14 protein-coding genes are annotated in these 14,273 nt (G+C 62.4%); 7 read left to right on the forward strand and 7 right to left on the reverse strand.

The genetic code is table 11. The features are described 5' to 3' along the window. The first annotated feature begins 148 nt into the window (after positions 1-148). Both E8K79_RS08770 and E8K79_RS08775 read left to right on the forward strand, forming a co-directional pair. A complete protein-coding gene (locus E8K79_RS08770) occupies positions 149-1,435 on the forward strand; it encodes a nucleotide sugar dehydrogenase (RefSeq protein ID WP_136514410.1) in 1,287 nt (428 codons plus the stop codon). Between the two features lie 13 nt (positions 1,436-1,448). Next, positions 1,449-2,810 carry a putative sensor domain DACNV-containing protein gene (locus E8K79_RS08775; protein WP_136514411.1) on the forward strand — a complete coding sequence of 454 codons (1,362 nt, stop codon included), beginning with the start codon at positions 1,449-1,451 and terminating at the stop codon, positions 2,808-2,810. 45 nt (positions 2,811-2,855) lie between these two features. Here the strand turns inward: E8K79_RS08775 and dinB are convergent, their stop codons facing one another. The 3 genes from dinB to lexA are packed head-to-tail and all read right to left on the reverse strand — an operon-like array spanning position 2,856 to position 4,944. Continuing rightward, positions 2,856-4,085 carry a DNA polymerase IV gene (gene dinB / locus E8K79_RS08780; RefSeq protein WP_136514412.1) on the reverse strand — a complete coding sequence of 410 codons (1,230 nt, stop codon included), beginning with the start codon at positions 4,083-4,085 and terminating at the stop codon, positions 2,856-2,858. A gap of 3 nt (positions 4,086-4,088) precedes the next feature. Next, a complete protein-coding gene (locus E8K79_RS08785) occupies positions 4,089-4,334 on the reverse strand; it encodes a hypothetical protein (protein ID WP_136514413.1) in 246 nt (81 codons plus the stop codon). 4 nt (positions 4,335-4,338) lie between these two features. Further along, the gene (gene lexA / locus E8K79_RS08790; RefSeq protein WP_135870367.1) at positions 4,339-4,944 is read right to left on the reverse strand and encodes a transcriptional repressor LexA; all 606 of its coding nucleotides are present in this window, start codon (positions 4,942-4,944) and stop codon (positions 4,339-4,341) included. A gap of 312 nt (positions 4,945-5,256) precedes the next feature. On the opposite strand from lexA, the gene E8K79_RS08795 reads away from it, so the two are divergent. Next, on the forward strand, positions 5,257-6,477 hold the full coding sequence (locus E8K79_RS08795) for a porin (RefSeq protein WP_246043780.1): 1,221 nt from the start codon (positions 5,257-5,259) through the stop codon (positions 6,475-6,477). 44 nt (positions 6,478-6,521) lie between these two features. On the opposite strand, the gene E8K79_RS08800 is transcribed toward E8K79_RS08795, so the two are convergent. After that, positions 6,522-7,379 carry a ChaN family lipoprotein gene (locus E8K79_RS08800; protein ID WP_136514415.1) on the reverse strand — a complete coding sequence of 286 codons (858 nt, stop codon included), beginning with the start codon at positions 7,377-7,379 and terminating at the stop codon, positions 6,522-6,524. Positions 7,380-7,508: 129 nt separating this feature from the next. Between E8K79_RS08800 and E8K79_RS08805 the strand changes: the two genes are divergently transcribed. The 3 genes from E8K79_RS08805 (at position 7,509) to E8K79_RS08815 (ending at position 10,987) form a co-directional block, all read left to right on the forward strand. Further along, positions 7,509-9,545: a M1 family metallopeptidase gene (locus E8K79_RS08805; RefSeq protein WP_246043770.1), complete on the forward strand. Its 2,037-nt coding sequence runs from the start codon at positions 7,509-7,511 to the stop codon at positions 9,543-9,545. Between the two features lie 311 nt (positions 9,546-9,856). Beyond that, entirely contained in the window at positions 9,857-10,675 is an 819-nt protein-coding gene (locus tag E8K79_RS08810; RefSeq protein WP_136514416.1) for a flagellin N-terminal helical domain-containing protein, read from the forward strand. A gap of 54 nt (positions 10,676-10,729) precedes the next feature. Next, positions 10,730-10,987, forward strand: a complete 258-nt coding sequence (locus E8K79_RS08815) for a hypothetical protein (protein ID WP_136514417.1) — start codon at positions 10,730-10,732, stop codon at positions 10,985-10,987. A gap of 100 nt (positions 10,988-11,087) precedes the next feature. Here E8K79_RS08815 and E8K79_RS08820 read toward each other — a convergent pair whose 3' ends face one another. Further along, positions 11,088-11,804, reverse strand: a complete 717-nt coding sequence (locus E8K79_RS08820; RefSeq protein ID WP_136514418.1) for a CAAX prenyl protease-related protein — start codon at positions 11,802-11,804, stop codon at positions 11,088-11,090. Positions 11,805-11,958: 154 nt separating this feature from the next. Here E8K79_RS08820 and E8K79_RS21675 point away from each other — a divergent pair, with 154 nt between their 5' ends. Next, a complete protein-coding gene (locus E8K79_RS21675; RefSeq protein ID WP_136514419.1) occupies positions 11,959-12,165 on the forward strand; it encodes a GSU3473 family protein in 207 nt (68 codons plus the stop codon). 288 nt (positions 12,166-12,453) lie between these two features. Here E8K79_RS21675 and E8K79_RS08830 read toward each other — a convergent pair whose 3' ends face one another. Both E8K79_RS08830 and E8K79_RS08835 read right to left on the reverse strand, forming a co-directional pair. Then, the gene (locus E8K79_RS08830; RefSeq protein WP_246043771.1) at positions 12,454-13,074 is read right to left on the reverse strand and encodes a PEP-CTERM sorting domain-containing protein; all 621 of its coding nucleotides are present in this window, start codon (positions 13,072-13,074) and stop codon (positions 12,454-12,456) included. A gap of 186 nt (positions 13,075-13,260) precedes the next feature. After that, complete coding sequence (locus E8K79_RS08835; RefSeq protein ID WP_136514421.1) at positions 13,261-13,902, reverse strand: PEP-CTERM sorting domain-containing protein; 642 nt, start codon at positions 13,900-13,902, stop codon at positions 13,261-13,263. Positions 13,903-14,273: the final 371 nt, after the last annotated feature.

Below are 14,273 nucleotides of genomic sequence, written 5' to 3' on the forward strand. Positions count from 1 at the left end.
CTATCTCTGGAGTTTTGGCCTATATGACTTAGAATCGCCTAAAGTTTTGCGGCCGACCCACTCAGGGCGGTACGCACGGCGGGATGACTGCTGCAGGAGCAGCAGTCGCGAAAGCCGGCAAACCGGTTGCCGGCAAGGGAGGTGCTGTATGGGACATGGACGCAAGGTTTCGGTGGTGGGGCTGGGCTATGTCGGGCTGCCGGTTGCGGTGGCCTTCGGAAAAGTGCAGCGTACCATCGGGTTTGACATCGACGCGAAAAGGATCGAGGAACTGAGCTCCGGAAAGGATCGCACAGGTGAGGTGGAGGGGGCGGATCTCACCGAAACCGACATCGTCTTCACCGACCGGATCGATGATCTCAAGCAGGCGGATTTCCACGTTGTTGCGGTCCCGACTCCGGTCGATCCGGCGAAACAGCCGGATCTCTCGCTTTTGTGCAGCGCCTCGGAAACGGTGGGGCGCGCGCTTAAGAAGGGGGACGTGGTCGTCTACGAGTCGACGGTATATCCGGGGGTGACCGAGGACGTCTGCCTTCCGATCCTTGAGCGGGTATCGGGGCTCAAGAGCCCGGAGGACTTCACCGTGGGGTACAGCCCGGAACGGATCAACCCGGGGGACCGCGAGCACACCTTCACCAACATCCTGAAAGTCGTCTCCGGGCAGGACGCCGCCACCCTCGAGATCGTGGCGCAGGTCTACTCGGAGGTGGTAACGCCAGGCGTGCACCGGGCACCATCCATCAAGGTGGCTGAGGCGGCGAAGGTCATCGAGAACACGCAGCGCGACCTGAACATCGCCCTCATGAACGAACTCGCCCTCATCTTCGACCGGATGGGGATCGACACCGGTGAGGTGCTTGCCGCGGCAGGGAGCAAGTGGAACTTCCTGAACTTCCGTCCCGGGCTCGTCGGTGGGCACTGCATCGGGGTCGACCCCTACTACCTGACCCACAAGGCGGAGAAGATCGGGTACATCCCGCAGGTGATCCTGGCCGGACGGCGCATCAACGACGGCATGGGGAAGTTCGTGGCGCAGCGCGCGGTGAAGGAGATCATCCGGGCTGGGCACCACGTGCTCGGCTCCTACGTCACCGTGCTTGGACTCACCTTCAAGGAGAACTGCCCGGACCTCAGAAACTCGAAAGTGGTCGACATCCTGGGCGAGCTCTGGGACTACGGCCTGAACGTGCAGGTCTGCGACCCGATGGCAGACCCGCAGGAGGCGAAGAGCGCCTACGGCGTCAGCTTGAAAGAGCCGGAGCGGCTGCAGCCGGCGGTCGCGGTCATCGTGGCGGTGGCGCACGACGTCTACCGCAACTGGACACCGGCCAAGTTCGCGAGCCTCATGGTAGAAAACCCGGTGTTGATCGACGTGAAAGGGATCTACGACGGCCGGCAGATGGCATCGGCCGGCATCCGTATCTGGTGCCTGTAGCCGAGGTGGTGATATGAAACGGAGCCCAGCCCACAGCCCGGCCGCCGGGCACTGCTATCCCAAGGACCTCGTCGCCTTCGTCTTCGAGAGGTGGCAGGACCGCGCCTTCGTGGCGCGGGTCTGCCCCGAGGCCGAGCCGGGAGGTTTCCGGCTTCCCGAGCGCGACGTTCTCGAGCAGGTGATCTCGACCTGCTACCAGGCGAGCCTTCTGCGCGAGGAGGAGCGCCCGGTGATGTTCCGTCTGATCATCCGGGACTCCTACCTCTTCGCCGCCCACGAGGGACCCCCCACGGGGATGCACCGGCTCATCTTCTCGAGAACCCGTCCCTTCAACGAATACGAACTGCATCGCTTGGCCCCGGCTGCAGACTTCTACCGGACCCTCATCGGCATCTGTATCGACCCGGCGCACGGGGCCCAGATCTGGGGGCTGCTCCACTCGGGAACCCGCTGGATGCACGCCGTGTACGGCGGCCGGAAGACCTCTCCCCCCTTGCCGCAGAGCCTCGTGGTCTACGTAACCGGCCCGGGGCAGATCTCGGTGTGCGCCGGTGACGAAATCATCGCGTCCTTGAACGGCGGGCAGATCAACTGTCCGTCTATCGACGTCTTCAACTCCAGCTGGTTCGGAAAGAGCCTCGCTGCCCTGAACGAGGAGACCTTCGCGCTGCACCGCTGCGCGCGCAGGCGCGCCGAGCGACCCTGGGCCGAGCTCGACCCTGACTTCGGCAGCAACATAGGGCAGCAGGCACTCAGGCGCATCATCAGCGTGATCAGGAACTCGAACCACGGGGGGCTGCTCGTTTACCTTCCCCCCGAACTGGCCGATGAGATCATGCAGGAGAACCAGTACCTCACGGTTAAGTACCAGTTCCTTGAGCTCGATTCCAGACAGCGCTTCCTCTCCCTCACCCTGCGCATCATGAACACCCTGGCCGAGAGCTACGGCGACCCGGAACATCCCGAAAGGAAAGTGGGGTGGCACGAGTACGTGACGAGCAAGAACGAATCGATCGCGCTTTTAGACGAGGCGATCTTCGACGTGGCGCACTTCATCGCGGCACTCTCGGCGGTGGACGGGGCGGTCGTCATCACCAAGCGTCAGGAGTTGCTTGGTTTCGGAGGGGTTATCTCGGGGGATCTGGACAGCGTCGGCATGGTGTCGCATGCCCTCGACACCGAGGGGGAACAGTGCGAGCCGGTTTTGAGCGAGGGGGTAGGGACGAGGCACCGGGCCGCCTACCGGATCTGCCAGAAGCTGCACAAGGCGATCGCCGTCGTGATCTCTCAGGACGAGACGGTGCAGATCGTGCGCTGGCACAACGGTTCGGTGACCTACTGGGACCAGATCCCCACCGGCGTACCAGGGTTCTAGGGGGGGAAGTAGCTAGGGCTGTCTGAGCTTATGGGCACATTCTTCTCAATCCGCATCCACGTTGCGTACCCCTTCCGGCTTCCACGCGGGGGAGATTACCTTCGCTCCACACTCCTTGCCTAAAAGGGTCCCGAAGGTGACCGAAAAATCCCCGTACCGGTTGTTGACGCGGTCCATGGCGCTCGCTACGAGCGCCTTTTTGCGCTCGGTATCGAAAAGCGGCAGCTGTTCGGTGTGGTAGGTGAGGTTCGTGATTCTGACGCCTAAAAGCCGCACAGGCTGGGTCAGGTCGAGCTGGTCGAGGATCTGCACCGCGTCGCGGTAGATCTCGTCGCTGTTGCTGGTAGGCTCGGCACGGCTTGCCTGCCTGGAAAAGGTGGTGAAGTCCGCGTAGCGCACCGTGAGGGTCACCGTCTTCCCCGCAACCCCGTGCTTTCTCGCCCTTCTCCCCACCATCTCGGAGAGCTGCAAAAGGTACAGTAGGATCTCGGCGCGCTCGGTTATGTCGGTGTCGAGGGTCGTGCTGTGCCCGACGCTTTTCACCTCCTCGGCATCCTCTTCGGCGACGACCGGAGCGTCGTCCACGCCGAGCCCCATGTAGTGCAGCTTCTCCCCGGTTACCCCGAAAGCCTTCCTTAGCACCTCCATCGGAAACCGCCCGAGTTCACCGCAGGTCTTGATGCCGAACTTGGTCAGTTGCTGGTGCGTCTTCGCCCCAATGCCGCAGAGATCCTTGATCGGGACCCGCTCCATGACACGCGCCACCTCTTCCGGTGCGATGACGGTGAGGCCGTCCGGCTTCTGCATGTCGGAGGCGAGCTTTGCGAGGAGCTTGTTGGGGGCGATGCCGACGGAGCAGGTGAGGCCGAAACGCTCCAGGATGCGCTCCTTGATGAGGCGCGCGATGTTTTCCGGTGAACCGAAGAGGCTGAGGCATCCCGTCACGTCCAGAAACGCCTCGTCGATGGAGAACACCTCGACGAGTGGGGTGTACTCCCGCATGATGCCGATGATCTGCTTTGAGGTGTAGGAGTACTTCCGGTTGTTGCCGACCACGAAGATCAGCTCCCGGCACTTTTGCCGCGCCTCCCAGGTGTTCATCCCGGTCTTCACCCCATAGGCGCGCGCCTCGTAGGAACAGGTGGTGATGATGGTGCGCTTGGCCGCGCCGATCACCGCCACCGGCTTGCCGCGCAGGGCGGGGTTTGACTGCTGCTCCACCGAGGCGAAGAACGCGTTCATGTCGATGTGCAGGATGATCCGGTTTTCTGCCACGTCTTACTGCTCCTCGACCCCCACGAGGGTCCAGTTCTGGTCCGAGGTGTCGTACACGATTTCGTAGAGGTTGCTGGCGTCGCAGACCGCGAAGTGCAGCCTCGTCGCGCCTCCGAGGGTGTCCTTCCAGAAGTAGGGCCAGCGCGTCACCGCGTGCCGCTGCTGCCGCCACTCGAACCAGACCGGCTTTACCCGCGTCCCCGGGGAGAAAACCGCGGCCACCCTGATGCTCTCACAAAAGCGCTGCATGAAATTACTCCATCTGCCGGTAGATGCCAACCACTTTCCCTACGATGGAGACTTCGCCATCCCCCTCGTGCACGATGATCGGGTCGTAGTTCGGGTTTTCCGGCTGGAGCCTGATCCGGTCCGCCTCCCGGTAAAAGCGCTTCAGCGTCGCCTCCCCACCCACCATGGCGACCACGATGTCCTTGTTGTGGGCGTCGGGCTGCGGGCGCACCAGCGCGAGGTCCCCCTCCACGATGTGGGCGTGGATCATGGAGTCCCCCTTCACGCGCAGGAAGAAGGTTCCCCCCTTGTCCATCTGCGAGCGGTCGATGGTGAAGTGCCCCTCGATGTCCTCTATCGCGGGGTGCAGGGTGCCCGCCCGTACCTGGCCGACGATGGGGAGGGGGACCCCCTGTCCCTGCTGACTCAAGGTGATGCCGCGCGTGCTTCCCTCCTGCCGGCGCAGGTAACCCTTCCGTTCCAGGGCGTCCAAGTGCTTAAGCACCCCTAGCGTGCCACTCACCCCGAGCTTCGCACCGATCTCACGCAGGGTGGGGGGGTAGCCGTACTCCTCTATGTGCCGGGACACGATCTCCAGCACCTCCTTTTGCCGCGCGGTCAATTCTTCCATTTAGCCCACCTCCTACTCTTGGTTATCTGATGAGAACTTTACCGTATGGTAACCATGCCCTGTCAAGCCGGAAAAAAGCTCTTCGGTTGATGGTTAGGGAAATCCAACTATAGTGTAGCGGGTGTTCGTGCGGAGGATGTCAACCAGCAGGATGAGGAGGCGGCCATGACAAGCGTGGACGGAAGGACTACAGGGACATGGAGATGGGTCGTAAGACTGAGAAGTGGGGGGAAAGGGGGCGAGGAAAGAGCGGAACGGGGCGCGGCGCGCTCGTTACGGTCGGGAAGCCTGCTAGGGGCTGTATTGCGCGGCGTGCTCCATTTCTGCATCCTCTGTGCGCTCTCCTCACCGTGCCGCGCCGCCGGAGACGGTGAGTACCACACCCCGCTGGCGGGTGAGCCGGGACGGGTCACCCTCATGGGGCGCCGGGTCGAGATCCAGGCGGTCGACCGCGCCAGGATGAACTCCATCACCCTCGGCGCATCCCTTCTTGAGCCCCCCCAGGGACAGACGTCTGCGCTGCCGGTCGCCGCCTTCATTCACCGGCGCGTCACCGAACGCTCGCACGCCCGCGCCATGATCGCCCTCTTTGTGAACGAAATCGAGTATGACCGCGACGCAGGCGGCCTGGACCTGGTGGCGCAGTTCGAGAACGAGACCCTCCCGGTGGCGGAGCGTGAGATCAACCACGGTGAAGATGTGCGGGGGACCTCGCTCTACTTCGGCACCCTCGTCGGTGCGGCAGGGATTGGCTACCGGACCCCCGTGTCGCCCTTTCAGGTGGACAACGATTTCAGGGTGCAGTTGCTCGCCCGCGCCGGATACTTTTACGCCCACCGGGAGGGGGATACCTCCCCCGGGCTATGGGTCCCGCCGGATACGGCTCTTCTCGGCGCCAGGCTGCGCTGTCGCTTCGACGGTCTGCGCAGGAACCTCCTGGAGCTCCCCCACAAGGGGCTTGCGGCCGGGTTCGACCTGGACTTCACGCACCGGGACCGGTGGCGCGGCGAGGAGGGCGGAAGCGGTAACCACAACTACGCGCAGTTTCGCGGGCACCTGGTCGGTGCCTACGGCGTGCCGGGAATCTCTTCAGATAGGGACCGGATCCTTTTCGCCCTTTACGGCGGAATCACCGGTGCGGGGAGGGGTGACCGCTTCAACGCCTTTCGCATCAACGGCTCGCCCTTTCCCAGCGAGCAGTACGACCTCGCCTGCCCGCATTACGGCGGTGTCGTCTTCGACCAGGTACTGGCACGGGGATACGCGACCGCCACTGCCGGCTACCGCCGCGAGCTCACCTTTTTTCTCTACCTGAGCGCTTTGGGGTCGTACATCTGGGCGGACCGCTCTCGTGCCGAGGCGGTGGACCGGGTGGTCTTTAGGGACCGCCAGGGTGCCGCGGCAACGGTTGCGTTGGACAGCGCCTTTTTGTGGAACTCCTCGCTCTATCTCGCGTGGAGTTACGAATCCGGGGTGATGCGCGATGGGCGCTCGGGCAGCGGCTTCACACTCATGTGGAACAAGCTTCTGTGATGTGCTCTTGCAATCGGCAGGAAATGGACTTAATGTGACACGCGCTACGGCGCGGTGAAGTCTACCAGGTAGTCGATCACCTCTGGGGAGGCCTCGCCTCCCTTGAATTCGTTGATCTCCGGCATGATGACGAGGCTCGCAACGGGTGAGCCGTTGCGGGAAAGCTGTTCAGGCACTGCGTTTTTCACGGCGTGCCAGATCCCGGTAAACGCCACCACCTTCGTCTTGGGCGCCTTTTTCAGGTAAGCGCGGATGTTGGTCGCCATGCCGCTGTTGCGCAGGGTCTGGGCCTCGCAGAAGTACTCGAAGACCCGCCCGTTGGTGACGTGCTTGAACACCTCGCCGAACGATTTCTTGAGAAACTCGGTGTGCGGGTTGTTCAGGTCGCACATCGTCCCCTGCGGGAGGCTCTTTTTCTCCTCGTCGGTGAGCGCGGCATAGCCGCGGCGCGAAACCTTGACCACCAGTTCCTTCGGTAGGTTGAGCGCGATCATCGGGATCCCGTTTTCCTTCGCGAAGATGAATATGTCCCGGTAAAGCCCCCAGTCGTAGGACCAGTTCCGGGCGAAGACCTGTTTGAACCGCTCTTCGCTCATCTTGCCGGCGATAAAGGCGTCAAGGTCCCCCTGGCTGTCCGCCTGCATCGCCTCGATGCCGATGGCGATGGGGACTCCGTCTTTCTTCAGCGCGCGGAGCACCTCGAGCTGCAGGGCGTGATGCGCTTTGTTGTCATGCACCTCGCCGACAAGGATCAGGTCCGCCTTCTCTGCTTGGTCTAGGACCTGCCGCATGGCGACCTGTTTTCCGTCGTTTACACGGGTGATGTTCTCTCCGGCCAAAGCGGCAGCCGGAAGCGCCAGGGAAACGATGATGAAGAGACAATAAGCGGCTAGCTTGGACATGTTGCGGCTCCCGTGGGGGCGTTGCCCCGTGAAATGACACGCTGCAGGTTACACCAACGTATGCGAGATCACAAACATAATTGCTCCTCCTGCAGCGGAGGAGCCGGCGCTTGGCGCCCGGAGGTAAGGGTGAGGGGAATCGGGTTACTTTCCTTTCTTTTGGTCATGCTGTTCCAGCCGCTGTTCGCCCTTTGCGCGCAGGACGCGGCGCCCCAGGTCGCGAGCCAGGAGATCAGGGTCGTCCTCGACCCGGCAAGGCACGAACTGAGCGGTGCGACGGTGCTGACCTTTACCGGCGCGGCGAAGCAGGCCCGGCTCGGCCTCACCCCGGCGGCGCGCGTCGAGTCGGTACGGAACGCCGCGGGAGAGAAGGTCCCCTGGCGCTTCGACTCGGGCTCTCTAACGCTCGATCTTGCCGGCCGCGCGAAAGCAGTTACCGTTTCGTGGCGGGTGAGCCTCCACGATGAAGTCTCACGCAACCCGGCGGCCGAGGACCCAAGCTACGGGGTGAACGCGTCCATAGGTGAAGAGGGGACCTTCCTTGGGGGGGGCGCTCTCTGGTACCCGGTGCCCGAGCAGGTGCCGCGAAGCCGGACGGTGCAGGTCGAGGCCCCCGCCGGGATCGAGGCGGTCACCTTCGGCGCGCGTCTCTCCCGGGAGACCTTGGGCGGGGTGACCCGCTCCGTCTGGCGCGAGGCGCGGCCGGTTGGGATACTCTCCCTCTGCGCCGGACCCTACGTCGTCGAGGAACGGGAGGTCGCAGGGATCAAGCTCTACAGCTACCTCTCGCGCGACAACGCCGCACTCGCCCCGCGCTACCTGGACGCCGTCGCCAGGTACCTCCCCATGTACCAGGAACTCTTCGGCCCATACCCCTTCGAGAAGTACGCCGTGGTGGAAAACTTCTTCCCGACCGGTTACGGCTTCCCTTCCTTCACGCTCCTTGGGGGCTCCGTGATCAGGCTCCCCTTCATCGTTGATACGAGCCTTCCCCACGAGATCGCCCACAGCTGGTGGGGTAACGGCGTCGACGTCGACGCGGCGGAAGGGAACTGGTGCGAGGGGCTGGTGACCTACCTGGCGGACTACCTGCTCAAGGAGCGCCGCTCGGAGGCGGAGGGGAGCGACTACCGCAGGCAGCTCCTCATCGACTACGCCTCACTGGTCACGCCGCAAAACGACTTCCCGCTCACCTCCTTTGCCAGCCGCAGCGATCCCGCCTCTCGCGCCATCGGTTACGGCAAGGCGGCCATGGTGTTCCACATGATCCGGCGTCATATCGGGGACGAAGCCTTCTTTGCAGGGCTTAGACAGATTGCCCGGGAGCGGATGTACCGGGATGCCTCCTGGACCGACCTCTTGCACGCCTTCTCGGAACGCTCCGGCGCCGATCTCTCCGGTTTCAAAAGCTGGCTCACCTGTCCCGGCGGCCCGCGTCTCGCGCTGGCGGATGTGACGCTTCGCCGTGACGGTAAGGGGTGGCGGGTGAGCGGGGTGGTGCGGCAGACGGCGCCGTTCTTCGCCGTGGAGCTTTCGCTGCGCCTTGAGGCGGCGGGCGGGGCGACGTCCGAGGTCGTTCGGATCGCTGCGCGTGAAGAGACCCCTTTCACGCTGACCAGTGCGACCGCTCCGGTGCGCCTGCTTCTTGATCCCGCCGCGGACCTGTTCCGGATCCTCGCCAAGGACGAGATCCCCGCAACAGTGAACAGCGTGAAGGGCTCTACGCGCCTTATGGGGGTGGTCGCGCGCGACTGTCAGGCGCGGCCGGAAACCTTCCGCACCTTCCTGGCCTCCCTTTCCCAGGGGACGGCCCCCATCGTTGATGAGGCCGCGCTGAAGCCGACGGAGGTGGCGGGCCACGATCTCGTCATCTGCGGCGTGCCCGCGGATCGCTCTCTGATCCCGGCCGGTGCGGAACTCCCCACCACGGCAGGGGAGGGGGAGGCAGACTCCCTGCTCTTCCAGGTGCTGATGCGGGGCGCGCCGGAAAAGGGGGCGGTCGCCCTGTTCCTCCCGGGATCGGAGCGCGCCGCGCTCCAGTACGCGCCGAAGGTAACCCACTACGGGAAGTACGGCTCCCTGTACTTCGCGGGGGGCGTCAACCGCCGCAAGGGGACCGCGGCTGCGGCTGGCGGTGGGGCGGTGGTGCGTTTCCCGCCCCAATAAACAATCGGTGGTTTCCCGACCTTTAGGGCGCCGTCACATGCGGGCGGCGCCTCGTTTTCATCCTCTTCTGCGCTACGCCTTGCAAACCGCCCTAAGGCACCGCTGCTGCTCCTCACCACTACCTCGCCTTTTTTTATTTGTATCCACGAATTAAAAAATATTTAAGTTATAATTCCCCGCGGTCGATAAAGAGAGATGTCGTGCGCGGGAGGGAGCGTGGAACCGGCCACTCCGCGATCCTCCTGTTGCGACGACGATCGGTTGGAAAACCACCGGCAGAACGCCGGGTCGCCCAGAAAAGGAGCTACGCCATGACTGTGAGTGATATCTCTTTGACCGCCGGCATGAGGACCAACCTTCTGTACCTGCAGAACACGAGTCAGCTGCTAAACCGTACCCAGCAGAGACTCTCCTCGGGGAAAAGGGTGAACAGCGCGCTCGACAACCCGACCAACTACTTTGCTGCCCAGAACGCGAACCAGAGGGCAAGCGACCTCTCCGACCGCAAGGACGGGATGTCGGAAGCGGTGCAGACGGTGAGTGCGACGAATGCCGGCATCACCGCCATCACCGGTCTCATCAACGCCGCCAAAGGTGTTGCCCAGTCCGCCCTCTCCACGAGTGACACGTCGGTCCAGGCGAAGCTGGCAGACCAGTACAACACCATCCGCAGCCAGATCGACAACATATCCTCAGACTCCGGGTACCGCGGGCTGAACCTCTTGAGTTCGATCAACACGCTCACGGTGAACTTCAACGAGGATGCGAGCTCGACTCTCGACGTCGTCGGATTCCTGGCTTCCTCGGACGGGCTCAGCCTCACGACGGCCAGCGGTAACTGGCAGACCGTTTCGGATATCACCACTGACACGGCGAAGATGGACAACGCCATTTCGACGCTGAGGGTGAACACGCAGGCGCTTGCCGCGAACCTGAACATCATCACCACGCGCCAGAGCTTCACCGACGAGATGATCAACACCCTGCAGACCGGCGCAGACAACCTCACCCTCGCCGACATGAACGAGGAAGGGGCGAACATGCTGATGCTGCAGACACGCCAGTCGCTTGGCACCACCTCGCTCAGCCTGTCCTCTCAGGCCGCGCAATCCATCCTGAGGCTGTTCTAGCCACAAAGGCGGGGCGGCGCGCGCCGTCCCGCCACTCCCGTCTAAGGAGCCGACATGAAAAAGTCAGACTGCAGGCGCTCCATCCGCCAACCGGGCCGGCAGCAGCAATGCGGCGACTCCGTTTTTCCCGGTGAGACCCTGCCTATTGATGCACAGGCTGAGGCTGGCCCTTTTGCAGCGCAAGGTGACGCCCCAGAGCAGACCAGGCAGGAGGCGGTCAACATGCTGCGCCTGACCCAGGCACAGGACGGAACCAACACCCCGCTCAGCATCTCTTCTCGCCAGGCCCGTATCGTTCTGGGGCAGTTTTGATTGCGGAGTGCCTCGTACGTAGGGCGGTGGCCATCAAAATGGGGCGATCTGAGGCCCCGTGGCTCGTGAGATCCGCGGCAGGCCGGTAGCGGCTTCCCGGCTACCAAAAGTACCAGTTGCCGGTTTTTATGACGTATATGGCGAGGGCCAGGTTGGCGACGGCATGGGAGAGGATGCACAGGGCGAGGCTGCGGGTTTGGTAAAGGACGATGCTGAAGATGGCGCCCGCGAGGAACCCGGCGATGAAGAAGTGGTGTTCCAGGCCGAAAAGGGCAGTTGTGGTGAGAAAGGAGGCCCAACTGAAGGCACCGATGGGGACCGATTGGAAATCCGGGCGGATCATGTAACGCATTAAAAAGGAGCGCCAGAAAAGCTCCTCCATCACAGGAACCACGAGCACGGCCCCCGCGACCCGTGTCGCCGTCACAAACAGTCTTAGCTCCCCGTTAGGAAAAACTGTGGGGTCGAAACCGGGTGGGGAGCCGACCAGCGGCAGAGTTACCTGGACGTTGATCCATAGCAGGAAGGTGATGAAGCCAGCACACACGGCCGCCGAAGCCATCCGCAGATTCAGCATTTCCCCCCACTTTAGTTCCAAGTACTCGGAGCGCAGCAGATAAAGCAACAGCGCGACGCTTGAAACCTTTACCGGGTACAGCAGGTGTAAGGCGTGGTCGGGCAGGACGAGCCATTGCCGCTGCATGCCCAGGCGCAGCCCTTCCTCGATGGCTATAAAGGCCATGAAAAGGGCAAACGGCAGGACGCGGTAAAGAGCCGAACGGTCCATGCGCAAAGCTTTGGCGGCGAGGTCCATCATAGTGGCTGGTATTTATCACAGCACCGGCGAACTGTCCATCCCGGCATCCCCAGTTTTTACGCAACAAGGTCTAAATATTGCAGAAAATGAGCGTGTAGCGGTCCTGCATTTTACCTGAAGTCACGGGATAAGTGGCTCGTGGGGGGGGGCGGTCATGCTGGTTCAAGTGCATTGGACAAACAAGAGATATGACTATGTAAAGGACTACATGCTCGACAGCCTAATCGAAGCGGGTGTCGTCGCAAGGTTCCTGCGTTCCTCCGGCTGGGTCACCATCGGGGTTGATCCCGTACGGTCCCGGAAGGACAGGATGACCTATTCTGGCCCGGAAAGAAGGCATCCGGATGGTGCGGTCGCCTAATTGGGAAGATGTCGAATTGTTTTACACCCCTGCGTTGGCGCTGTCGGTTTTCTTGACAGAGGGCCGGCGCTATTCTGCTAAGAGGGATTCGAAGCGGGAGCGGAGGGGTGGTGCAAGATGTCGGTAAAGGGCGTTGTCGTAACTGGCAATGCCCTTTTCTTCGCGCGATGGGAAGACAAGAAAACAAAAAACTCCCCTCGGTCTTACGGCCGGGGGGAGTTTTTTTAGTCACTGTTCAACTTACGATGCTACGCGCCCTGCGTCATCCCCTTCGGATGACGCCCTGGCTTAGGCGTTGTTCCTGCGGCGCTTGCTGAATACCGCGAGGCCGAGGAAACCGGTGCCGAGCAGGAGGAAGGTACCCGGTTCGGGGACCGGCGGAGCGCCGTTGGCGATGAAACCGGTCGCGATTGCGCCGGTGGTTACGCCTTCTTGGAAGACGTAGACGTGCGCCGCCAGGTTGTAGCCCAAAAGGTTGTTCATCAGGGCCACGTTGGTCGAGTCGAAGGAGATCATGTCGGTCGCGACGTTGCCGCCGTTGCTGTCGGTGGAACCGGCAGAGACGTTGAAAATCCCGAAACCGTCGAACTGCTGCGGTGAATGAGGCGCCACTGCCTGAGCCCAGGTGCCCGGGTCGAAGTTGCTAAGCGTGGCGGTGCCGTTCACGTTCATGCCGACGTCGTTCAGCATGAAGTCGTAGATGTTCCCTCCAAAGGAGACGTTCTGCAGACCTGCGAAGGTGACGGTGTTCCCCTCGATGGTCACGGTGGCGTAGTTGCCGGTGTAGCCTGAAATGGCGTTCATGACGTCGCTGTTGGCGCTTCCCAGGTCGTAGGTGGTAGCCCAGCCGGTCGCGGCACTGCATGCCAGCAGAAGACCGCATGTCAAACCTCTCAATAATGCTCTCATGTCATCCTCCTTTACCCCCATTAGTCCTATTAATTTCGGAACCCGTAAGCTCTGCCCACACTTCAGCAAAACACGGGCCAATTTCGCAAACTGCCGCAATGACGCGCTTTTCCCAAAAGGGGGGGATGAGACGGATGGAGAATGTAAGATTCTTCGACAAGCCGGCGCGCGAGGCGCCGATGCGGTTCAGCCGTTTCCGCGGCGCTTGCAGTAGATCGCGAGGCCCAGGCAGCCAAGCCCCAGGAGCAGAACGGTCCCAGGTTCCGGCACGGGGGCCGCGACGACATGGTAGGCGTCCGGGTTGCTCGGGTCGTTCACCAGCATGCTGCGCACCGCGAAGCCCAGGAAATCCACGTTGGACCTGGCGTCCCCGAGGAGGTCGAGGTCAAGGCTGAAGTCCCTCAGGTCGACGGGGCTGCTCTGGTTCGGCACTACCTGGTAGTCGCTCAGGTAGGTGGCGCCCCCCGCCTGGACGAAAAGGGCAAGCTCCCACGGGCTGTTGTTCACGTTGGCGAGCTTCAGATCGAAGCTGTCTGCCGCTGAGAGGTCGCTCTTGCCTATGTCGGTGGCCTTTACACCTACATAGCTGTAGACATAATAGGGGGGAGCCTCCGGGTCGAGCGGTCGCGACAAGCTCTGGGCGAACAAGACGCCGGCCTCGGGCCATGCCGCCGTCTGCAATCTGCCCGCCTCGGCGTCCCAGTTGTTCGTTTGCACCACGGTCGCGGTCAGCAGTTCGGGACTGCTCAGGGTGATGCAGCCCGCCTGGGCGCGCCCCGTTGCCAAGACAAGCAGCGCTCCTACTACCAATGCAGTGATACCTTTCATCCTTGCCTCCTTTTTTATTAGTGTTGTGTAATCAAAGCAAACAGGGTGCCATCAATTAAAAATCGCCAATATATGGCGTTGGAACGATGTTCCCCCTTGCGGCGGGGCCATCGTGTGTAAAAATATTCGACATAGGGAGCGACCCGCCCCTCCAACCACCGCGAGCCTCGCATCGCGGCGAGGGGACTCGGGTGTGACGAGAGCGCTGCCTGGGGCGAAAGCTCATTGCGCTCTCCCTCCTCCTCATAGCTTCGATGCGTTACAGGCGGCGTGGGTAATTGGGGTCGCCGTCATGGCTTCGTGACCGCCCGGATACTGTCACAGGCGTTATGCGCGAGGAGAATTCGCTTGAAAAGTAAACGTCATTCTGC

It is taken from the genome of Geomonas edaphica (assembly GCF_004917075.1).
GTDB classification, from domain to species: domain Bacteria; phylum Desulfobacterota; class Desulfuromonadia; order Geobacterales; family Geobacteraceae; genus Geomonas; species Geomonas edaphica.